We start from the raw sequence: 20,114 nt of genomic DNA on the forward strand, positions 1-20,114 counted from the left end.
CCGCACGTGATGGCGTGCGATCGCGCCTCGCCGACGGCCTTGTCCCACGAAGCCCGTAGCTCATTGGGGCAAGACAAGGGCACAGAGTTGGTGACGCCGGACTCGTTGGAACCAGCGTCCAGTTTGGTTTAAAGGTTCCGAGCCCTGCACGCCGCCCCTTGACAGCGCACCCAGCTGCTGCCTATACTCTATGGTGCTGCCGAGGCGGCAGGGACGTGCCGAGGTGGCGGAATAGGCAGACGCGCTACCTTGAGGGGGTAGTGCCCGAAAGGGCGTGGGGGTTCAAATCCCTTCCTCGGCACCACTTCGCGGGCGATTAGCTCAGCTGGTAGAGCGCCACGTTTACACCGTGGAAGTCAGAGGTTCGAGTCCTCTATCGCCCACGAGTGCCCCCAGGCAGCATGAGCCGAGGTAGCTCAGTTGGTAGAGCACGTGACTGAAAATCACGGTGTCGGCGGTTCGATCCCGCCCCTCGGCACCAAAACAGAATGAGAAGCCGGCTCAATTGAGCCGGTTTTTTGTTGCTTTTCTCCTGTTAGAGCGGCACGAGCATCGAGTGGCTCGATGCTCGTGCCGCTCGCGATTCAACCTTGCTCTATCTCATCGGACGACGGCCTGGGAAGCCTCCACAAAGAGATCAATTGCGCGGCGATAATTCGCCGCGATCTTCTCCGCAGCAGCTTCGCGCGTCAGCGTTCCGTTCAAAAAGCCCTGCACACCTTCCCACCACAGCGTGCGGCCGATCGCAAATCCTATGTACCCCGGCACGCCCGCTCCCATGCGCAGCCAATGATCCACCCGCGCCGGATCGGCACCGCGACCAAGCACAACGCAACTCACTGCGTCGCGGCCACCGCTCCGCACCTTGGCCGCCATACGCTCGCAGTCTTCCCGACGATCGAGTCCCTCGATCTTCCAGATGTCCGGTACAACACCTGCCGCATAAAACTCGTCGATGGCCTGCAGGGTGAGGTCTGGACGGACTTCTCGGTCATAACGCTCGGCATCTCCGCCCACCTGCTCAAGCTGGCCCTTCGTCGCCGGCACAAGCAGCTCAAGCAAGAAAAGCCGCTCCCGCTCCCGGAGCCAATCGTGGAGCCGCTTGAGGCGCTCAAGTTGTATCTTCTTGGTATCGGAGGGATCATCCGGGTTGTACCGGACAAGCGCCTTGGTAAACGTCGGGTCGAAGGCCAGGATGTGCTCGCCAAACCGCTCTCCATACTCGAAGTCGAAAACCTTTTGCCCACTCTTCTCGACCGGCATAGCGAAAAGGTAACCACGCTCCCGCGCTCGGCGAGCCACCTCAGCTCCGTATTGCTCGTCAACGAGGATCCCCGCTGACTCACGTGGAGCCCCCTGCGTGATCGCCACTTCGAACCCTTCGAAGATCACCTGCTTCGCCTGACGGATCTTCTCCACTCGCTCTTCTTGGCCTATTCCGGCCTTGGCTGCCATCTCCTCAAAAGAACTCCGATGGTCGAAGGCCAGGATATACAGCGGTCGAGCGTATCCCACTTGCATCACGGCACCTCCCATCCTGCGCCGTCTCCTGCCCCAACCCTAGCGCACACTGGGTGCGACTGCAAGCCTTGACATGCGTTGTGCAGATCGATTACACTTCATCGCGGTCGTTGGGGAGTCGTCTAACGGTAGGACGGCTGACTCTGGATCAGCTAGTTGGGGTTCGAATCCCTACTCCCCAGCCACGAGCCACCGTCGCCTTGGACGGTGGCCTTTCTAGTCAAGACTATGCGCACGATTGCTCGACCAGCCACCTCGGACCGAAGCAGAGTACGCGGCCTGCACGGGAGGAGCACCACGCACGAGACAAATCGCTCCACGGCTGTTGAGCGCGCACTCCTCGTCTGCGTCCATTGGCGACGAGACGGTTGGGATCCTGTATCCTCTCTCGCGGAACTCGCTCAGCTGGCTGAAACTGCCGGACTCCAGGTCGTTGGCGCAGTCACGCAGCATTTGCCTCATCCCCACCCACGACAGTACGTCGGACCGGGCAAACTGGCCGAGATCGCCGCTCTTCGTCGTGAGCTCGACTTTTCCGTCGTCCTGGCGGACGACGAGCTGAGCCCAGCGCAGCTCCGGCACCTCGAGGATGCGTTGCAGGTGAAAGTCCTGGATCGTACGGCGCTCATCCTCGACATCTTTGCTCGGCGCGCACAGACTCGCGAAGGTCGCTTGCAAGTAGAGTTGGCGCAGTTGGAGTACCGTTTGCCGCGCTTGACCCGCATGTGGACACATTTGTCCCGCCAGGCTGTTGGTGGAGTCGGATTGCGCGGGCCTGGCGAGACACAGCTGGAAATCGACCGCCGGCGCGCCCGAGAGCGGATCGCTTGGATCCGTCGTCAGCTCGAAGATGTGCGGCGGCATCGTGAGCGATATCGCCAGCGGCGCCGGCAAGAGCGACTACCTGTGGTGTCGCTCGTCGGCTACACCAACGCTGGGAAGTCAACGCTCCTCAATGCACTAACTGGCGCGTCTGTCCTTGTCGAGGACAAGCTGTTCGCGACCTTGGATCCCACCACTCGCCGACTTGCCCTGCCAGACGGGCAACTTGCTCTCTTGACCGATACCGTCGGATTTATCCATAAGCTTCCAACATCTCTTGTCGCTGCATTTCGGGCCACCCTGGAAGAGATTCTGGATGCTCACTTGCTCCTGCATGTTGTGGATGTCACACATCCTAAAGCCGCCGAACAGGCAGCGACCGTCCGTAAGGTGTTACGGGAACTCGGGGCAGATAGTTACCCGACGATTACTGTGCTGAACAAGATCGATTTACTGACACCGGACGTCGATCCTGAGCAGCTTGCCCAAGAACTCGGGCTTCCCCCGAACGCGCTCCTTGTCTCTGCAGTGACCGGTCAGGGATTGGACGCACTACGGCAACGCATCGCCGCAACGCTACGGGAGATCACGACACCTATCTCAGTTCGATTGCGTATCCCGTACCGCGAAACAAATCTCCTGGCACTTATCGAGGAGCGGGGTACAATTGCCGAGCGGCGATACTGTGCCAACGACATCATCGTTGATGCTCAGGTCCCAGTCGCGCTTCTACCTCGGCTCGACCGCTATGTTGTACCGCGACTGCGCACGCATGAAACACCTTGACAGTGCGGATGAAGAGCTGGGACGAAATTCCCGTCGCACCTTCACCGCTAGCAGTCGATAATGAGAGCTGAGGCGATCGGCACAAAGGAACAGGAGTTGGACGTGACATTCAGCGAACTTGTCCAAAAGTTGCAAAAGGACTACGGTCTTGAGGCCGCCCTCGTCGTCACCACCGACGGTTTAGTCGTGGATGCAGCAACAGCGAGTAGATCTGAAATTGACGCCGAGGCGATTGCTGCAAATGCCGTGAGTGGGCTTTTGATGCTCGAGGCACTGGGACAAGAGTTCGCAAGTGCGCCCCGCCAGGCAATCATTGAGTTTGATCGCCATCTCGTGCTTGTCGCACCACTCGACCAGGACACCGCATTGGTTCTCGTTGCTGCTGGCAGTGCGAACCTAGGACGCCTGCGGCTAGCCGTTCGTCGTCTGGGTACCCTGACCAGCCAGGCCACGCCACCCATATCAGCCTGATAAGGAGCCCTCATGGAACCGCTGTCGTACGCCCGGAGTGGGGTCGATCTCGCACGGGCGAAAACTCTTAAAGAACGTATCACTCGCGCAGTAGAGAGCACATTCGGTCCGGATGTTCTCCGACCGCTCGGGTTCTTCGGCGGCTTCTTTGCTGCCCCCGGAGGCAACGGTACCCTCGCGCTGGTCGCGACGATTGATAGTGTCGGCACAAAAGTGCTTCTTGCTGCAACACTGGGTCGCCACTATGGCATCGGTGTTGATCTGGTGCATCACAGCGCAAACGACCTGCTTGCCTGCGGTGCGCAGCCGCTGTTCTTCCTGGACTACTTCGCTGCTGCCAGCCTCGAGGAGAGTATCCTGGAGGAACTCGTCCACGGTATGGCCGATGCTTGTCGAGCTTTGCACTGCTCGCTCATTGGGGGCGAAACAGCGCAGCTCCCCGGCATCTACCAATCAGGAACCTATGACCTCGCTGGTTGCATGGTCGGTGTGGTGTCGACTGATCGAATCATTGATGGGCGTCACATCACAGCTGGAGATCTTGTCCTTGGGTTGCCGAGTAGTGGGTTACACACGAATGGCTATACGCTCGCGCGAGCCTGCCTCGGTTTGACCGGAGAACGCGAACGCGACCGGCAGATACTCTCGGAGATCCCGGTATGGTCCCAGCACTCGCTGGGCGAGCTCCTGCTCGAGCCTCACCGATGCTACTATCCGCTCTTACGCGCGTGGTTAGATCACCCAGGCCTACATGGGCTTGCTCACATCACTGGCGGAGGGTTAGTTGAAAACATCGCCCGCATCGTTCCTCAAGGTCGCCGTGTGGAGATAGACGCAACAAGATGGACTGTCCCCCCGCTTTTCCTTGAGCTCCAACAACGGGGTCAAGTACCGCTCATCGAAATGTATCGTGTGTTTAACATGGGAATCGGCTTCGTTGTCATTGGGGAGGCACCGTTCATTCGCGAACTTCAGCAAGCGATCGGAGAAGGATGGATCATCGGACAAGTTGGCGAAGGAGATACACCGCGCGTTCTTGTGCGCGTTAGAACAGACCCGGAACTGGTCTTGACGAGTGGTTCCTGAGATCGTAGAGCTGGCTAATACAGTTCGACCGAGAACCACCGCCGTGACTCGGTGGTGAAGAGCTATGGCACTGATTGACATAGCGGCTCGAGAAATTCACGGGAAGATCGTCTACTATGGACCCGGGCTCAGCGGAAAAACAACCAATTTACAAGTCATTCACCAATCGCTCCCGGACCATGCCAAAAGCGAGCTGATTTCGATCGAAACAGATCGCGAGCGAACTTTGTTCTTCGATTTTTTGCCTCTGGATGTCGGCACCGTGCATGGGTATCGGCTCCGTTTCCAGTTGTACACCGTTCCGGGACAAACACTCTATCGGCAGACTCGGATCGCGGTCCTCAGTGGTGCTGATGGGGTCGTCTTCGTGGCAGATGCCCAGCGGGAGCGATTGGCAGAAAATCTCCAGAGCCTGCGGGAACTCGCACAGAACCTGGCAAAGCAGGGTAAGCGTCCACTCGACTTTCCCTTGGTGCTCCAATACAACAAGCTGGATCTCCAGAACGCGTTACCAGTTCCAATACTCGATCGCTATCTCAACCCAATGCGCGCCCCTCGTTTTCCAGCTATCGCGGTACGGTCTATCGGCGTCATCGAAACACTCCGCGCCATCATGAAGCTCGTTGTCGACCGACTTTAATCCCAACAACGCTCGCTCAGGCATACTTGCCCCAAGTGGAGGCGGACCGTATGACTCGCGCCGATCCATCACTCGAGCGGGCACGGGCAGCCGCGTCGATCGAGACACCCGATCACGAGCACAGCGAGCACGTTGCTTTTCTCGCTCTCCAGCTCTTTGATCAGCTCCGAGACCGTTTTCACCTTCCACCAGAGGGCCGTGATCTCCTGGCTGCAGCCGCACTCTGGCATGATTGCGGGCAATTCCGTTCGCTTCCAGAGCACCACCGATACAGTTTCGATCGAATCATGGCAATTCCCCTCAAGGGATTTGACCGTACCGAACAGCTGGCTATTGCGAATATCGCACGGTATCATCGCGCTGCCGAACCCTCACTCCGCCATCCACAGTTCCAGCGTTTACCACCCCGATTCCGCCACCTCGTCGAACAACTGGCAGCGATTCTTCGTATTGCCGAGGGACTTGATGCGAGCCATCAGCAATTCGTCAAGGACGTCCTCATCGAGTTTTCCGATGGGTACATCACCATCTACGCAGTGTCGAACACATACCCCTCACTGGAAGTCGAGAAGGCACAGGCTCGCGCAGGTCTCTTCCGAACTGTCTTCGGGAAGGACGTTCTGATTCTGCCTCAGCGTATCGAATCGGTATGACGAGGGAGGTTCAATGCGCGCACTTCTTTCGGTCTATGAGAAGTCCGGCATCGTGGAGTTGGGCCAGCAACTTGTCGCCCTTGGATGGGAACTGCTCTCCACAGGCGGAACAGCACGGGTTCTGCGCGAACATGGCGTCCCGGTTCGCGAAATCTCCGAACTCACCGGGTTTCCGGATCTCTTGGGCGGCCGTGTGAAAACGTTGCATCCAGCCATTCATGCTGCGATCCTTGCCCGTCACAATCACCCGGAGGACCTCGAACAGCTCGCACAGTACGGGTTTGAGCCAATTGAACTAGTCGTTGTCAACTTGTACGCATTCGATCGAGCGGTGACCTCCGAGACACCGGAAGGCGAAGCGATCGAACTGATCGACGTCGGCGGACCGACTTTGCTTCGCGCTGCAGCCAAAAACTTCCATTGGGTCCTTCCTGTCGTCGACCCCTCCGACTACGAGCGCATTCTCGCCGAGCTCGCGCGAGGCGGCCCCCGATCCGTCCCATACGCTCTCCGCCGCGAACTCGCTGCGAAAGCTTTCGCACACCTTGCAACCTACGACGCGCAGATTGCAGCCTACTTGCGAACTGAGCCCTTCCCCGACCTCCTACCGTTACCATTACGCAAGATTCGGGCACTTCGTTATGGGGAAAACCCCCATCAGATGGCCGCCTTATACCAGCTCGCAGGCTTTCCGTCGCAAATCAATCGCTGGCACACGGTTGGCGAAGTCGAACTGTCCTACAATAACGTCCTCGATGCCTCCGCTGCCTGGCAGCTCGTCAACCGCTTCGCTGAGCCAGCAGTGGTGATCGTCAAACACGTTGCTCCGTGTGGTGTCGCTGTTGCCTCGACAATCGAGGTAGCATTCGCTCGTGCCTTCGACGCGGATCCGATTTCTGCCTTCGGCGGTATTGTGGCCTTTAATCGTCCGGTCGATACCCCAACGGCCCGAGCACTCGCTCAGCATCTCTTCGACCTTATCGTGGCCCCGTCGATCGATCGCGAGGCCGAAGATGTGCTGCGACGACGAAAGGCCCTCCGCCTGATTTTCGCTCCTCCGTGGGTCGATCCCCCTTATGTGGTTCGAAGTACTGGCGACATCGCACTCGTGCAGTCACCAGATAGGCCTGTTCGCCCGCAAGAGTCCTGGCAGGTCGTGACAACGCGGCATCCGAACGAGACCGAGTGGCGCGATCTCTTGTTCGCCTGGACCATCGTGCCGTTCGTCCTCTCGAACGGCGTCGTTCTTGCGCGTGACGGGCAAACAGTCGGAATCGGTGGTGGCCAACCAAATCGCGTGGATGCCGTTCGTTTAGCCATCTGGCGAGCTGGAGAGCGAGCCCGCGGTGCAGTGCTGGCCAGCGATGCTTTCTTTCCCTTCCCCGACAGCATCGAGGTTGCAGCCGCTGCTGGCATCACTGCAATCATCCAACCGGGGGGATCACGCCGCGATGGAGAAGTGATCACAGCAGCAGAACGCGCGGGCATAGCAATGGTGTTCACCGGAGAGCGGCATTTTCGCCACTAACGATCAAGTTCACGCTGCAGGACCGCCTCCAGCGTGCCAAGCACTCGGAGTGAGCGCTCATAGTCCCGTTTCGAGAGCCGCGCTATCTCCTTGGCCGCTCGTTCGAGCCAATCCCAGTCTTGGCCACGCTTGCGGTACACGTAGTAGAGGTGCGCTGCAAGGAGTTGTTCGGCAGGCACCGGACCTGTGAAATCGAAAAGAAGCGCGAAATACGCACATCCATCGGTCAACCGCCCAACGTCGCTCTCTGGCACGACTTCCACGCTGTAATGCAGGGGGGGCGGAAACGGCGGCACCAAGAACATAAGGTTCCCAGAGTGCTCGTACGCCATGGCCACCGCCAAAAACAGTGAGCGGAGGACGAAGCGCAATTCCGGATTTGCTTCGTAGAGCGCGCGATCTTGAAGTTGCGCTGATCCACGGCGAACGACACGCCGGCCTGGATCAACCGCCGTGGTTTCCGCATACGCCACAATCCCGTAGATAGCATCGACGCCTGTCCCGCCAACCCGTACGAACGATCCCAGCTCAGGCACCACATCGAGTTCATCGCACTCGACAGCAAATTGCACCGTCGAGGTCTCAACAACTTCACCAATACGACGAGACTTATGCAAAGCGCACACGCTTGCTTCGCTCCTTCGCTGAACGCTCCTGGATCAGACCTGCATCAGCGAAGAGCTGGTCAACGAGAGCCTCAATTTGAAGCCGTTCTTCCCGATGCACCACTGCCTGCTCATGAGCTTCTTGGAGAGCGAGCGGGTAGCCACGCGCCCGACAGCACTGATCCCAAATGATCCCGTGGATCGCTTCCAGGAGGCGATGATCGGCAGCAATCCAAAGTGGCATCTCCACACGCGCAATCTCTGAGCCGGTGTGGAGGTAGAAAAACACAATCTGGTCCTCTTCCGGAAGTTGCCGCAAAATAGTTGACCGGCTGCGGTAGCAGGCACTGCGTTCGCCGGGACTCAGCTGTATCCCCTCAAATCGTCCAAAAAGCCAGCGATCCGTCACGTCAGGGACAATCCTGCACGCCTGGTGTCGCTCCCCTCGCTGGACACGGGCAAGACAGTCGTCGCAGTCTACCGTACGACCGAGTTGCGGGTAGTCGCACGCCGCAACGCGAAGCACATTCACGACATCCCTCGACCCTGGGTAGCTGATCACTCCAGCCACTGGAATCTTTCGCTGGCGGTACTCCTGGAGAACGGTCGCGAAGCGTTCAAGGGCCCATGCAACAACTGGCCCTGTTTGACCTTCTAGCCCCCAGGGAATGAGTGTCCCATCCTGCAAGACCGCCACTGGCGACTGCACGTCGCCACACAGGCGCAAACTGGTCTCCAACTCCATAACCGCGCGTCGTGCGGCGAGAGCAGCTCCGGTGACCGGAATTCGCCGCGCACCGTCCGTGATCCAAAGATCCTCGTCTTTCCAAAGCACAGTCGGTTCCGCACCAAGTCGCGCTCGGGGATGGGGACCGTACTCCAGAACACAATACCCGATATTTACGATCGCGTAGTGCAGTGGCCCATGCCGATCACTGGCAACGATTGACCCGTCAGTCGCGACACAGCTGTAGTTCACCGGGTGGAACTCGGGAACACCATAGCGCGCAAAATACCGCCCGAGCGCGACTGCAAGAAGCCAAGAGGTTCGAGCTTCCTCAACCCGTTGCAGGACTTCCGTATCGTCGAATCGCCGAAGCAAATCGACAAATTCGTCTGCCCCGCTCTGCGCATGGGCAACGGCAAGCGCAACAGCGCGTCGCAATTCACTGACGATTTTCGTTAGGTCCAGCGTCATGCTGCTCGCTGCTCCGCCTTACCCGCTGGAGCCATACAATGGGATCCGAAAGCTCCGTGTAACTCGGCAAGCAATCCGGTCCACGCCAAAGAAGCGTGAGAGCGTCCCGCCCATACCGCTCAGCGATGGTGCGACAGAACATCTCCCCTCGTCGATACTGTTCAAGCTTGATGTCCAACCCCGTCAGGCGAAGGACAAGTTGCTCGGCGGGCGTGCGCATTCGCTCACGTTCTTCAAACTTCCGCTCGATGACCTCGTACTCGCTGACCAGATGTCGCCCTACCTGCCGCATGACGAAATTACTGTACCCCTCTATAACCGCCATCACCGCCTGCAGCGCTCGAAACAGGCGACGTTGCTCGGGCGACATCAGGAGTTCGATCCACGTTCCTTCATGGCCGACTTCACCTCGAGTTGCGGAGCGTACGGCCTCGATGAATCGCCGTCCCAGATTTCCGTCCAGACGAAGGGCCTCCACCCATTCGCGCAGGAGTCCATTAACGTGTTCGCGTAGCCAAGGGTACGTTTCGAACTCGAAGGCGTGCGTCACCTCATGCAGCACGAGCCATCGGCGGAAATCAGCTTCGGGCAGCCGCCACGTCCGAATGAGCCACCGTACATTCGGCTCGACAAAGTACAGTTTACCCGTTGTGACCGGTTCACGCCCGAGAATAGTAATATCGTATTGGCCCAGCACACGGCGGGAGAGAAAACCCAGCGCCATACCGATTTCCACGGTCGCGGCCGATCTCCCAGCATACGCCCACGCCAGCGCCCCCACCCGGGCCAGCGGATGCTGTGGGAGAGATACCAGTGTCTCGAGTGGTCGCAGGATCTCCGCAAAACCCTCAAGATTCGCATCGATCCAGTCGATGCGATCAAAGGCATAGACACGGTGAATTCCTGGCGGAACCGGAGCTCCTACAAAGGTGGCAATCGCCGGTGCCAACTCCTCAATCAACCGTCGGTAGGTCGCAGTGGCTTCTTCCCTCTCTTTCGCGCCTAGTCGCACTTCTCCCGCGAAGCGCACCGCGAGCTCTCGAGCACGTCCCCAATCGATCAGTCCCGGCGGTTCCCAAGTTGCAACCCGATCCCGTGCCCGTCGCCCGACCCACTGCCCCAGAGAAAGTCCGACAAGTAGTCCGATGACTCGTGCAGAGCGTTCACTCATGATTGTCTCCACTTCCGCGCCTCGCGAGTCACGCGTCGGCTTATCAGGGAGTCGGCGTTGCCGTTGATGCAGGACTATCCTGCAATGTCGGCTCAGGTTCAGGTGTCGATTGATTCGACGCTTCCTCTGGCGTTTCAGTCGGAGTTGGCGACAGCTGTGGCCCTACCAGTGTCACGTTTTGCGATGGCTGATAGGTGCTCCGCAATGTCAAGTCGTCGATCAAGCGCTCTCCCTTGTAGACACGCCGACGAATAGTGACTGTGAAGCCATCGCGCGCACGTTCCACAACGACCTGCTCACCCGGCGCAAGATCAGGAGACTCTCGGAACACAGGCGTCGGGTCAGCCTTAACCACATTTGTTACGACGGGATCCTCCACTTCGACTCGCCAGTTCGGCTTCGTACCCCAGATCTCAAAGTACACCCACGCGCCGTCCGCCCAGGCCACAATCGCGATCCAGTCGTTCGTTGCGTTTCGGAACTTGAAATCCAGCCCATAGTCGGTATCAACTGTGGCATCGAGCCCAATGAGCCCACTCGGTGGCTGACCATAGAGCGGAATCCAGTAGAGATGCCAGTTCCGTTCCACAATCGGGAACCCGCCCCAGAAAGCCGCGTGAAACAAAGTCGTCGATACCTGACAGACACCCCCACCAACCGATGGGACCGTTTGCACACGGCCGTTCGTCGCAACGATTCCGTATCCGACCTTGTACCCGCTATCAAGGTTGATCGGGCCGACTGTCTGATTGAACGAAAAGATCTCCCCAGGCGGCACAAGTGCCCCATTCACACGCTGAACCGCGAGTTCCACGTTGTGCCGTCGATTCGAAGCCGAGTCGCCATAGTACGTTGCACCGGAGGATATCCGTTCCCGGATGACGATTTGCGCCCCAGACGCAGCGGTGATCTTGGGAGCAATGCTCCGCAACGAGAGAACAACCGTCGTCTGACCCGTTCGGAGCGCACGATCCATTGCCTCAAGGGTCGCGTCGATATCGATTTCTCTTCCTTCCTGCTCCGGGGTCACAACACGCACGCGTCCATCGATGTAACGGAGAACCGCATCGCGCGCCTCGCGCCGGACGCTCGATGCTAGCGATTCCAAGTACTGTCCTCCCACCCCACGATTTACAACAATGTCCAATGCCACAACTCGCCCAGCTTCTTCTCGGGGACTGAAGGCAAGAAGCTTTGCCAGTGCGTCGCCACGAAGCAGCTGTTCCCCCTCCGGCCATCTCAGTACCAATCCTCGTTCGATGATTCCTGTAGCCCTGGCTCTCGCCTGTTCTGCCATCTCGTTGGTTACCGCGGGATCTGCAGGCCGTGCGCGGGCTGGAACCGTCCGCTCGCCCCGCGCGAGACGGGCTAGGAACTCATCAACAGTCGCAGACACGTCAAGGACTGCTCCCGACTGGGCCGGTACAACCACAAAACTCGTGCCGTTCCAACGCACCTGTGCATCGCTTGCCGGTGCGACCACCACATCAGCAATCTCGCTCAGATAACGCTCGACCTTCGTACGCTCGAGCCGCACCTCTAGCCTTTCTCCCCGTCGTGCCACGACCAAGAGTGCCGCAAGATCTTGTGGAGTAACTATCCAGCGCGGCTCTCCTTCGACCGTCAGCGTCACCGGCCCATCGAGAAGACGCTGTACGTCCGGAAGAACGGCCTCCAACTCTGCCCGGTGGAGGGACGGTTCGAGTGGAACCGGCTCTAGTTCGATGATTCCACTGCGCCCTGCGGCGAGCGATCGCTCAACGGCGCTGAGCGCTACCCCGACATCGATGCCGGTGCCTTGTTGTTCGGGTATGATGCTCACCTTGCCATCTTCATCGGCAACGAAATACGCGTCACTGGGTGGCGTTGCTGCGACTTCGGCGAGGTGCGTCAATGCCCGTTCCACCGGTTTGGAATCGAACGTCACCGGAACCAGCACGTCCTCTCGTCCAAGTCGTGCACGAACCCATGTGAGGGAGTCATTCCACAAGTTACCGCTACGACCAAGTTGCTGAGCGCGGCTCACAGCACTGGCTGTTTCCCAACTCGGTTGCAGTTCCTCGATTGGGACAGTTACCTTGCGCCCTTTGAAAACAAGCACGAGTTCCGTTTCACGGATCGCTCGCAGCGCTTCATCAACACGCTGCGTCGCCTCCACGCTCCGAAGTCCTCCAACATCGACCCCGGCGACGCGTACCCCTGGGTAGATCCGGTCCCCCTGTGCCAAGCCATAGCTTAGGAGCGCTGTACCAGTAACGAGTAGAATCGTTCCCAGCGCGGCGCTCACGACGACGAGGATGCGACGTAGTGCCCCCCACCGCAGCTGCGTCTTGACGACCTCACGGGCAACCTCGGCAATGCTCACGGTCCCCCCATGCCAGAAGTGTCCGGACACCGAACCGGCCAAGAGTGTACCAGAGGGGACGCCTGCTGCACCGGTCCACGGTTGTCAGACGGCAACATGCATGGTAGGGTCCGTCGATGGTGGTGGCCTTAGGGCGAGGAGGGAAGAACGGAATGACGCGACAGGTGATCGAAACAGACCGCGCACCACGCCCCATCGGCCCATACGTCCAGGCCGTGCGGGTCGGTCAGTTCATCTTCACAGCGGGACAGATTCCCCTCGATCCGACGACGGGAAAGCTTGTCGAAGGGGGAATTGAAGAGCAGACGGAGCGCGTGCTGGAGAATCTTAAGGCCATACTCGAAGCAGCTGGGAGCTCACTCACACAGGTCGTGCGGACGACCTGTTTCCTGGCCAATTTGGAGGATTTCCCGGCTTTCAATCGAGTCTACGCTCGCTACTTTGGGGAGAATCCGCCCCCACGCACGACCGTGCAAGCAGCACGACTACCGGCTGGCGCGCTGGTCGAAGTCGACTGTATTGCCCTTGTCGAGTGAGCATGTAGTTGCTGAACCGTGCGCTCGTTTGCTATACTGCGTGCGGGTGAGGGTGAGTAGCTCAGCCGGTTAGAGCGCGCGGTTCACATCCGCGAGGTCAGGGGTTCGAGTCCCTTCTCACCCACCGAGGGAGTACGGGAATCGGTGAAGTGGCGCGGTGCATAACCGCGGCCACTGTTGTGTTACGTGAAGACCAGATACCGTTTGAGGCGATCCTCCACACGCGCCGGTGCCTGGTCGGCCGTCCTCCCGGTATGCTCCCTCTCCAGGGGAAGTGGCTGGAGAGGCGAACGAACGACAGGCGAGGTGTCGAAGATGGTTCGTGAGCGACCGATTGTGCTCACCCCCGAAGGTAAGGCAGCACTAGAGCAGGAGCTTGAGCAACTTCGTCACGTCAAGCTCCCAGCGTTGCTCGAGCGCCTGCAGCAACTCAGCAACGAGGGTGATATTTCCGACAATAGCGAGTACGAGGATACGAAAGAGGAGCTCGTGCTCACGGAGGCTCGCATTCGCGAAATCGAGCATATTTTGCGCCGCGCTCAGATGGTGGCTCATACCGGCCCCGGGGACGAAGTGCGCCTTGGCTCACGGGTGACCGTGATCGATGACGAGGGTGTAACCGAACACTGGGTCATTGTGAGCCCCGAGGAAGCAAATGCCGCGCAAGGCCGGATCTCTATCGAGTCCCCAGTCGGTGCTGCTCTGCTGGGTAAGCGCGCCGGGACAACCGTGGTTGTGAAGGCTCCTGGCGGCGAGATTCGGCTAACGATTCAGCGGATCGAGTAATCATGGAACAATTGGGGAGCGCTGACGGTGCCGCACCGCGGCGCTCTCGTGCTGCCGTGTGGCGTTCTCGACGAACAGGGAGGACGCATGCCGCTTAACGATCAGCAGCGAGCGCGTCTCGAGAAGATCCGCGAGCTTCGCGCACAGGGTATAGATCCTTACCCGGCTCGATCATCACGAACTCTGACCGCCGCCGATGCTGTAGCACGATTCGCTGAGCTCGAACCGCACCTTGGTGGCGAACCAGACCCCGAGCCGGTGACGGTGGCAGGTCGGGTCGTTTCGATTCGTGACATGGGTGGCACCGTTTTCAGCCACATTCGTGACAGCTCAGGATCGATCCAGCTCTTTCTCCGCCGCGATGCGGTAGGTCCCGAGCAGCTGGCATGGTTCAAGCGGTACATCGATCTCAACGACTTCGTTGAAGCCGACGGGCATCTCTTCCGCACGCGGACCGGTGAGATTTCGCTCCAGGTGACTGCGCTCCGGCTCCTCAACAAGGCGATCAACCCACCACCAGACAAGTGGCACGGTCTGACCGATGTCGAGACCCGATATCGCCAGCGTTACGTCGATCTCATGACGAATCCCGCAACACGCGAAGTCTTCGTGACGCGGGCACAAGTCATTCGGGCTATCCGGCGGTACTTAGACGAACGAGGTTTCTTAGAGGTCGAGACACCCACGCTTCAGCCCATCTATGGTGGCGCTGCCGCACGTCCCTTTACGACCTACTACCATGCGTTAGACCAAACATTCTATTTGCGCATCTCCGACGAACTCTACCTGAAACGCCTCATTGTTGGTGGCTACGATCGTGTCTATGAGATATGCAAGGATTTTCGCAATGAGGGAATTGATGCCCGACACAATCCTGAATTCACGATGCTAGAGTTCTATGTCGCATATGCCGATTATCGAGACATCATGCAGATGTGCGAAGAACTCATTGTCTTTGCAGCTAAGGAGGCGCTCGGTACGCTCCTCCTTCCCTGGGGCTCGCATACCATCGACCTCACGCCACCCTGGACGCGAATGAGCTTCCGTGAGGCCCTCCTGCGCTACACTGGGATCGATTTTCTGGCGGTCACTGACCAACCGACCCTGTATCGCCTCGCGCGCGAACTTGGGGCCGACGTCCGTCCTGACACAGTTTGGCCACGAATCCTCGATGAACTCCTCAAAACCTTTGTCCGTCCCGCATTGATTCAACCTACCTTTGTGTACGATTACCCCGTGGCGCTTTCGCCTCTTGCCAAGCGGAAGCCTGACGATCCACGCCTGGTCGAGCGATTCCAACTCTTTGTTGGGGGCCTTGAATTGGCCAACGCCTACACCGAGCTCAACGATCCGCTTGACCAGTTTTACCGCTTTCTCGAGCAGGCCCGCGATCGTGCGCGCGGTGATGAAGAAGCGATGCCGATCGACGAGGACTTCATCAATGCACTCATGTACGGCATGCCTCCAACCGGTGGCTTCGGTCTGGGGATTGATCGGCTCGTCATGCTTTTCACGAATCGGCAAACGATTCGCGAAGTCATTCTCTTTCCGCAGCTGCGCTCAAAGCCCGAGCCACTCGGATTAACCGAGGATCTTCAACCGTATCTCGATCTTGTGCCGGGTGTTCAGGATTCATTGGCGTGCGAAGACTCACCGACTGAGGCAAACTCGGCTTGAACGGTCGTTGCAGGTCCGGGATCGCTCCACCGCCGGTAAAGGTACCGGAAAACGTCGCGGAACACTGCCGCCAGCGGAACCGCGATGACCATACCGGGTATGCCCCAAAGTGCCCCGCCGGTCACCACAAGTACCATCACGACTGCTGGGTTCATTTCCACTACATAACCGTGAACCCTCGGCACTAGAAGATTATTCTCAAGCTGCTGGATGATGATGAAAGCAAGGCCTACCCATACCAGCTTGCTGGGATCAGTGGCCAACGCAACAAGTCCAATCACGATGAACGTCAAGATCGGTCCGAGAATCGGCACAAGTTCCAGTACCCCTGCGATCAACCCAAGAACGATCGGTTGTGTCAACCCGATCGCCCACATAGCACCTCCGACCGCAATGCCGATGATCAATCCGAGAAAGAGTTGGCCACGAATGTACGCGGCCAGCGTTCGATCGACAATACGGACGATCGCTTGCACGTCCGGCCGCCAACTCTCCGGCCACAACCCGTAGAACCACTGTAGCGCCCGACTACTGTCCTTCAGCACGTAATACATCCAGAAGGGTACAAGGACAACTGCTGAAAAGAACCCGATCGCTGCACCCACGGCTCCAAATGTCAAGCGCATCGCACGCTGGAGGGCTGCAAGAGCCATCGACCACAGACTTCCCAGAGCCCCTTCAATCTGTGCACGGACAGCCGGTGGCACATTAGCCTCGTACTCAGCCAACCATCCGTTCACGTATTCATTCACCGCTTGCCAGTAGCCGGGCGCAGCCTGAATAAACTCGCTCGTCTGTCGCACCAGCGGTGGGACGAAAAGCATAGCCACGCCGGCGACAATCGCTGCCGCGGTGAGATATGTCACCAGAATGGCAACTGTCCGCGTCAGACCTGGGAAACGAGCCCGGAACGGGAGTAGCCGTTCGTAGATCCCCACTAGGGGAGCCAGGAGATAGACGAAAATAGCCCCGACAATAAACGGCAAGAGGGCACTGCGTGCCGACCATCCGATCCAGGCAACAATGATCAGGGCGAGCGCGACGAGGCCACGGCGCAACCACCGTTTCCCGGTCGGCTGCGCTGAAGGGCGCTCGATTGGCTGCACCAGAGCCCTCCCACCGCTCGCTTCGTGTCAATCTCCGCGGCTACGCCGACGGGCAAACTCAGCCGAGGCCAAAATCAGCACCGAGAACGTGATCAGCATCGACGAAACCGCCGCGATCGTCGGATCGATCTCCATGCGCAACCCTTCGAACATGCGCATTGGTAAGGTACGACCGCGGGCACCAGCAATGAACAACGCAACGATTAACTCGTCGAACGACGCAATGAAGGCGAACACGGCACCGGCAAAGATTCCCGGGCTAATCATCGGCAACGTTACATACCGGAAGGTTTGCCAAGCATTTGCCCCAAGACTCTGGGCCGCCTGCTCGAGGCGAATGTCGAAGCCCCGCAGCGTTGCCGATACGTTGACGACGACATAGGGCACGGCAAGTACCGTATGCGCCAGCACCAGTCCCCAAAACGTCTGCACAAGATACAGACGCACATAAATCCCATAAATTGCGATGGCAACAATAATGGCCGGAACGACGAGCGGTGAGACAATGATCAGGTTGACGATGTCCTTTCCGGGAAATGAGCCTCGCACGAGCGCGAGCGATGCTGCAACCCCCAGCACCGTCGCAAGGATCATGACTGTAAAGGCAACTCGAATGCTCTGGATCGTCGCGGATGTCCAGTCCGCGCGAGCGAAGAAATTCTGATACCACTGTAACGAAAGTCCCGGCGGCGGAAACGATAAGTACTTCGCTGCGCTGAAAGACATTGGGATGACGATCGCCACGGGTGCTACCAGGTACAAGAGGACAAGTGCGCTAAAGAGGCCTAAAATGACGCGAGACCATGAAATCGACCACCTGCGCCTCGCCGGCTGTGTCGCGACAACTGCTCGCTGCAATGGTGCAGCGGTCTCAGCCATTAGTAGCCACCCCCGAACATCTTATCGATCCCGAGCAAGCGATTGTAAATCGCGAAAATCACAAGCGTGATGACGAGGAGTACTGCCGCCAGGGCAGCAGCGAACGGAAAGTTGAGTTGCGTGCGGATTTGTGTCTCGATTAACTGCGCGATCATCATGTCAGTTCGCCCGCCCATCAGTGCAGGCGTGATGAAGAACCCAAGCGCGAGGATAAAGACGAGCAAACTTCCCGCCGCCACCCCCGGCAGACTCAACGGGAGAAACACCCTGAGAAAGGCTTGGAAGGGTGAGGCCCCGAGATTATAAGCCGCTCGCAACAGATTCCGATCGATTCCGCGCATCACCGCATAGGCTGGGAGGACCATGAAAGGCAGGAGAACATGAGTCATACCGACGAGGACCCCGATGCGGTTGTACATCATCCGGAGCGGCTCGTCGATCAACCCTAGCTCCAGAAGCCAACGATTGAAGACACCCTGTCTCTGGAGGAGCACCATCCAGGCATACGTGCGCACAAGAATGCTTGTCCAGAACGGAATCAGCACAAGGATCATGAGCAGACGAGCCGTTCGCGCGCGTAGGGTTGCGAGAAAATACGCAAGCGGATAACCCAGAATCAGACAGAGCAGAGTCACCTGCAAAGCGATGGTAAAGGTTGTCTGCAAAACACGAAGGTAGAGGTCAACTTCGACGATGCGTCGGTAATGCACCAGCGTGAAGTGGTTTCCGTCATAGACGCTCGTCACAATCAGGCGAACGATCGGGTAGACAAAGAGCACAAGGAGCAAGAGCAACGTGGGGAGTAGTAAAAGAAAGTACCCCAGTTGACGCCGAAATTCTAGTCGGCGACTCGTGGTGCTCTCCCGATACGCTCGCCCAGCCAGGACCTCACCGGTGGTCATAGGCGTTATCCTTCACGCTTGCTGGCTTTCGCTGCAGTCAACAGTACCGTCAACGATGCTGTTTTGACAAGCGTCCGGAGGGACAAATGTCCCCCCGGACGCCACCACAGCAACTACTTGGTCAACCAATCATTAAATTGCTCAGTCAGCCGATCCAGATTTTCCAGCCAGAACGATGCATCCGCAAGCAGCTGCTTGTCCTTCTGTGCGGGCGCACTTGGCAGGCGCGCTTTCAATTCCTCCGTCATGAGGTCGAACGCCTTGGCGTTTGTCGGGCTGTAGGGAATGTACTTCGAAAGTTCAGCCTGCACCTCGGGACGGGTTGCGAAGTTGATGAAGTCCATTGCCAGTTCCTTCTCCTTCACCCCTTTGGGGATGATGAAGGAGTCAGTCCGCAACAGCCCCTCATTCCACTGGATGGCAATTGGGGCGCCCTGGCGCTGGGCAGCGTCAATTCGACCATTCCACGCCTGGGCCATATCCACTTCACCGTCGGTCAACAACTGAGCCGGCTGCGCCCCCGCTTCCCACCAGACGGTCACGTGCGGCTTAATCTCATCCAGCTTCTTGAAAGCTCGTTCCACACCCTCCGCGGTTCGCAGAACCTGATACACCTGATCCTTCGGAACACCGTCCGCCATCAGTGCAAACTCAAGATTGCCCACCGGACCGTCGACTTTATCCATCGCTCGTGGGCCGGGAAAGTTTTGCACATCCCAGAAGTCCTTCCAGCCCTGCGGCGGATTGTTCCCGAATTTGTCGGTTCGATAAGCGAGAATGAGTGACCAGTAAATCACTGCAACGTCAAATTCTCCAGCAACATCCTCAAAGAAGTTCGTCTTATCGACCACTGAGTAGTCGATCGGCTCGAGATACCCCTGCTTCCCGAGGACACGGCTTTCGAACGTTCCTTGCTGAGCAACTGTCCATTCGACGGCACCGGCATCAACCATCGCCTTGAGTTTGCCGATGTCCGTGGTGTCTTCCACGATCGTCGCCCCAGTCAAGCGTGCAAACGGCTCAAGTACTGCTTTGCGTTGTGCATCCTGCATTGCTCCACCAAAACCGGCGAAGACAAGCGTTTTCCCCTTCCACTTATTCGGATTGTCGTACCCTGCAACTTTGAGTTCACCGCCGGCTGCCGCCGTTGGACTCGCTGCGGCTGGCGTTTGACCGGCCGCCGGTGCCGTCGTCGGTGTAGCCTGCTGTCCGCCAGCGCAGGCAACTAATCCACTAGCACCCGCGACAGTCAGACTAGAGGCAAGCAGCGCCCGCAGGAACTGGCGACGACGCAGCCGCCCCTCCCGCTCGAGTCGTCGAAGCAACTGTTCCCATTCGGTGGCCACGGATCTCCCTCCTTCCTCACGTGCCAACCCTTTACC

Annotated in this window: 18 protein-coding genes and 5 tRNA genes; 14 read left to right on the forward strand and 9 right to left on the reverse strand. The window is 58.5% G+C overall.

The annotated features are described in order from the left end of the window. The first annotated feature begins 217 nt into the window (after window positions 1-217). The 3 genes from NET03_RS09410 (at window position 218) to NET03_RS09420 (ending at window position 481) form a co-directional block, all read left to right on the forward strand. Window positions 218-304, forward strand: a tRNA-Leu gene (locus NET03_RS09410). A gap of 6 nt (window positions 305-310) precedes the next feature. After that, window positions 311-383 (forward strand) — tRNA-Val (locus NET03_RS09415). A gap of 22 nt (window positions 384-405) precedes the next feature. Continuing rightward, window positions 406-481: transfer RNA gene (locus NET03_RS09420), tRNA-Phe, on the forward strand. Window positions 482-600: 119 nt separating this feature from the next. Here the strand turns inward: NET03_RS09420 and NET03_RS09425 are convergent. Further along, window positions 601-1,521 carry a 2-deoxy-5-keto-D-gluconate 6-phosphate aldolase domain-containing protein gene (locus NET03_RS09425; protein ID WP_252128662.1) on the reverse strand — a complete coding sequence of 307 codons (921 nt, stop codon included), beginning with the start codon at window positions 1,519-1,521 and terminating at the stop codon, window positions 601-603. A gap of 111 nt (window positions 1,522-1,632) precedes the next feature. Between NET03_RS09425 and NET03_RS09430 the strand changes: the two genes are divergently transcribed. The 7 genes from NET03_RS09430 to purH all read left to right on the forward strand — a co-directional run bounded on the left by NET03_RS09430 (window position 1,633) and on the right by purH (window position 7,507). After that, window positions 1,633-1,706, forward strand: a tRNA-Gln gene (locus NET03_RS09430). Then, the gene (hflX, locus tag NET03_RS09435) at window positions 1,678-3,129 is read left to right on the forward strand and encodes a GTPase HflX (RefSeq protein WP_252128663.1); all 1,452 of its coding nucleotides are present in this window, start codon (window positions 1,678-1,680) and stop codon (window positions 3,127-3,129) included. Before NET03_RS09430 ends, hflX begins: the two co-directional genes overlap by 29 nt. 60 nt (window positions 3,130-3,189) lie before the next feature. Then, on the forward strand, window positions 3,190-3,600 hold the full coding sequence (locus NET03_RS09440; protein WP_252128664.1) for a roadblock/LC7 domain-containing protein: 411 nt from the start codon (window positions 3,190-3,192) through the stop codon (window positions 3,598-3,600). 12 nt (window positions 3,601-3,612) lie between these two features. Beyond that, entirely contained in the window at window positions 3,613-4,686 is a 1,074-nt protein-coding gene (gene purM, locus NET03_RS09445; RefSeq protein ID WP_252128665.1) for a phosphoribosylformylglycinamidine cyclo-ligase, read from the forward strand. A 64-nt stretch (window positions 4,687-4,750) separates the two neighbouring features. Beyond that, a complete protein-coding gene (locus NET03_RS09450) occupies window positions 4,751-5,326 on the forward strand; it encodes a GTP-binding protein (RefSeq protein ID WP_252128666.1) in 576 nt (191 codons plus the stop codon). Between the two features lie 50 nt (window positions 5,327-5,376). Next, the gene (locus tag NET03_RS09455) at window positions 5,377-5,979 is read left to right on the forward strand and encodes an HD domain-containing protein (protein WP_252128667.1); all 603 of its coding nucleotides are present in this window, start codon (window positions 5,377-5,379) and stop codon (window positions 5,977-5,979) included. Window positions 5,980-5,992: 13 nt separating this feature from the next. Further along, window positions 5,993-7,507 (forward strand): bifunctional phosphoribosylaminoimidazolecarboxamide formyltransferase/IMP cyclohydrolase, encoded by a 1,515-nt coding sequence (gene purH / locus NET03_RS09460; RefSeq protein ID WP_252128668.1) that lies wholly within the window; start codon window positions 5,993-5,995, stop codon window positions 7,505-7,507. Here the strand turns inward: purH and NET03_RS09465 are convergent. The 4 genes from NET03_RS09465 to NET03_RS09480 are packed head-to-tail and all read right to left on the reverse strand — an operon-like array spanning window position 7,504 to window position 12,846. Then, window positions 7,504-8,133, reverse strand: a complete 630-nt coding sequence (locus NET03_RS09465; protein ID WP_252128669.1) for a hypothetical protein — start codon at window positions 8,131-8,133, stop codon at window positions 7,504-7,506. The genes purH and NET03_RS09465 overlap by 4 nt on opposite strands. Further along, window positions 8,117-9,310 (reverse strand): DNA double-strand break repair nuclease NurA, encoded by a 1,194-nt coding sequence (locus NET03_RS09470; RefSeq protein WP_252128670.1) that lies wholly within the window; start codon window positions 9,308-9,310, stop codon window positions 8,117-8,119. The genes NET03_RS09465 and NET03_RS09470 overlap by 17 nt, the downstream gene beginning before the upstream one ends. Continuing rightward, window positions 9,279-10,481 carry an Rv3626c family coenzyme F420 biosynthesis-associated protein gene (locus tag NET03_RS09475; RefSeq protein ID WP_252128671.1) on the reverse strand — a complete coding sequence of 401 codons (1,203 nt, stop codon included), beginning with the start codon at window positions 10,479-10,481 and terminating at the stop codon, window positions 9,279-9,281. Before NET03_RS09475 ends, NET03_RS09470 begins: the two co-directional genes overlap by 32 nt. Before the next feature lie 43 nt (window positions 10,482-10,524). Beyond that, window positions 10,525-12,846 (reverse strand): VanW family protein, encoded by a 2,322-nt coding sequence (locus tag NET03_RS09480; protein WP_252128672.1) that lies wholly within the window; start codon window positions 12,844-12,846, stop codon window positions 10,525-10,527. 152 nt (window positions 12,847-12,998) lie between these two features. On the opposite strand from NET03_RS09480, the gene NET03_RS09485 reads away from it, so the two are divergent. The 4 genes from NET03_RS09485 (at window position 12,999) to lysS (ending at window position 15,845) form a co-directional block, all read left to right on the forward strand. Next, window positions 12,999-13,382 (forward strand): RidA family protein, encoded by a 384-nt coding sequence (locus NET03_RS09485; protein ID WP_252128673.1) that lies wholly within the window; start codon window positions 12,999-13,001, stop codon window positions 13,380-13,382. Between the two features lie 50 nt (window positions 13,383-13,432). Next, window positions 13,433-13,506 (forward strand) — tRNA-Val (locus NET03_RS09490). Between the two features lie 191 nt (window positions 13,507-13,697). Continuing rightward, window positions 13,698-14,168, forward strand: a complete 471-nt coding sequence (greA, locus tag NET03_RS09495) for a transcription elongation factor GreA (RefSeq protein WP_252128674.1) — start codon at window positions 13,698-13,700, stop codon at window positions 14,166-14,168. An 87-nt stretch (window positions 14,169-14,255) separates the two neighbouring features. Further along, on the forward strand, window positions 14,256-15,845 hold the full coding sequence (gene lysS / locus NET03_RS09500; RefSeq protein ID WP_252128675.1) for a lysine--tRNA ligase: 1,590 nt from the start codon (window positions 14,256-14,258) through the stop codon (window positions 15,843-15,845). On the opposite strand, the gene NET03_RS09505 is transcribed toward lysS, so the two are convergent. From NET03_RS09505 to NET03_RS09520, 4 genes are all read right to left on the reverse strand, one after another. Then, entirely contained in the window at window positions 15,794-16,951 is a 1,158-nt protein-coding gene (locus NET03_RS09505) for an AI-2E family transporter (protein WP_252128676.1), read from the reverse strand. The genes lysS and NET03_RS09505 overlap by 52 nt on opposite strands. Window positions 16,952-16,978: 27 nt before the next feature. Beyond that, window positions 16,979-17,830 (reverse strand): ABC transporter permease, encoded by an 852-nt coding sequence (locus NET03_RS09510; protein ID WP_252128677.1) that lies wholly within the window; start codon window positions 17,828-17,830, stop codon window positions 16,979-16,981. Continuing rightward, entirely contained in the window at window positions 17,830-18,732 is a 903-nt protein-coding gene (locus tag NET03_RS09515) for an ABC transporter permease (RefSeq protein WP_252128678.1), read from the reverse strand. Before NET03_RS09515 ends, NET03_RS09510 begins: the two co-directional genes overlap by 1 nt. Before the next feature lie 113 nt (window positions 18,733-18,845). After that, entirely contained in the window at window positions 18,846-20,078 is a 1,233-nt protein-coding gene (locus tag NET03_RS09520) for a polyamine ABC transporter substrate-binding protein (RefSeq protein ID WP_252128679.1), read from the reverse strand. Window positions 20,079-20,114: the final 36 nt, after the last annotated feature.

The organism is Thermomicrobium sp. CFH 73360 (assembly GCF_023806465.1).
In the GTDB taxonomy this organism is placed as follows: Bacteria; Chloroflexota; Chloroflexia; order Thermomicrobiales; family Thermomicrobiaceae; genus Thermomicrobium.

Bases quoted from the DNA above. Each gene is read 5' to 3' on its own strand.
- purM (WP_252128665.1), top strand. From the start codon at position 3,613: ATGGAACCGCTGTCGTACGCCCGGAGTGGGGTCGATCTCGCACGGGCG.
- NET03_RS09515 (WP_252128678.1), bottom strand. From the start codon at position 18,732: ATGACCACCGGTGAGGTCCTGGCTGGGCGAGCGTATCGGGAGAGCACC.
- NET03_RS09440 (WP_252128664.1), top strand. From the start codon at position 3,190: ATGAGAGCTGAGGCGATCGGCACAAAGGAACAGGAGTTGGACGTGACA.
- NET03_RS09470 (WP_252128670.1), bottom strand. From the start codon at position 9,310: ATGACGCTGGACCTAACGAAAATCGTCAGTGAATTGCGACGCGCTGTT.
- NET03_RS09425 (WP_252128662.1), bottom strand. From the start codon at position 1,521: ATGCAAGTGGGATACGCTCGACCGCTGTATATCCTGGCCTTCGACCAT.
- NET03_RS09455 (WP_252128667.1), top strand. From the start codon at position 5,377: ATGACTCGCGCCGATCCATCACTCGAGCGGGCACGGGCAGCCGCGTCG.
- purH (WP_252128668.1), top strand. From the start codon at position 5,993: ATGCGCGCACTTCTTTCGGTCTATGAGAAGTCCGGCATCGTGGAGTTG.
- lysS (WP_252128675.1), top strand. From the start codon at position 14,256: ATGCCGCTTAACGATCAGCAGCGAGCGCGTCTCGAGAAGATCCGCGAG.
- greA (WP_252128674.1), top strand. From the start codon at position 13,698: ATGGTTCGTGAGCGACCGATTGTGCTCACCCCCGAAGGTAAGGCAGCA.
- NET03_RS09450 (WP_252128666.1), top strand. From the start codon at position 4,751: ATGGCACTGATTGACATAGCGGCTCGAGAAATTCACGGGAAGATCGTC.
- NET03_RS09485 (WP_252128673.1), top strand. From the start codon at position 12,999: ATGACGCGACAGGTGATCGAAACAGACCGCGCACCACGCCCCATCGGC.
- NET03_RS09510 (WP_252128677.1), bottom strand. From the start codon at position 17,830: ATGGCTGAGACCGCTGCACCATTGCAGCGAGCAGTTGTCGCGACACAG.
- NET03_RS09475 (WP_252128671.1), bottom strand. From the start codon at position 10,481: ATGAGTGAACGCTCTGCACGAGTCATCGGACTACTTGTCGGACTTTCT.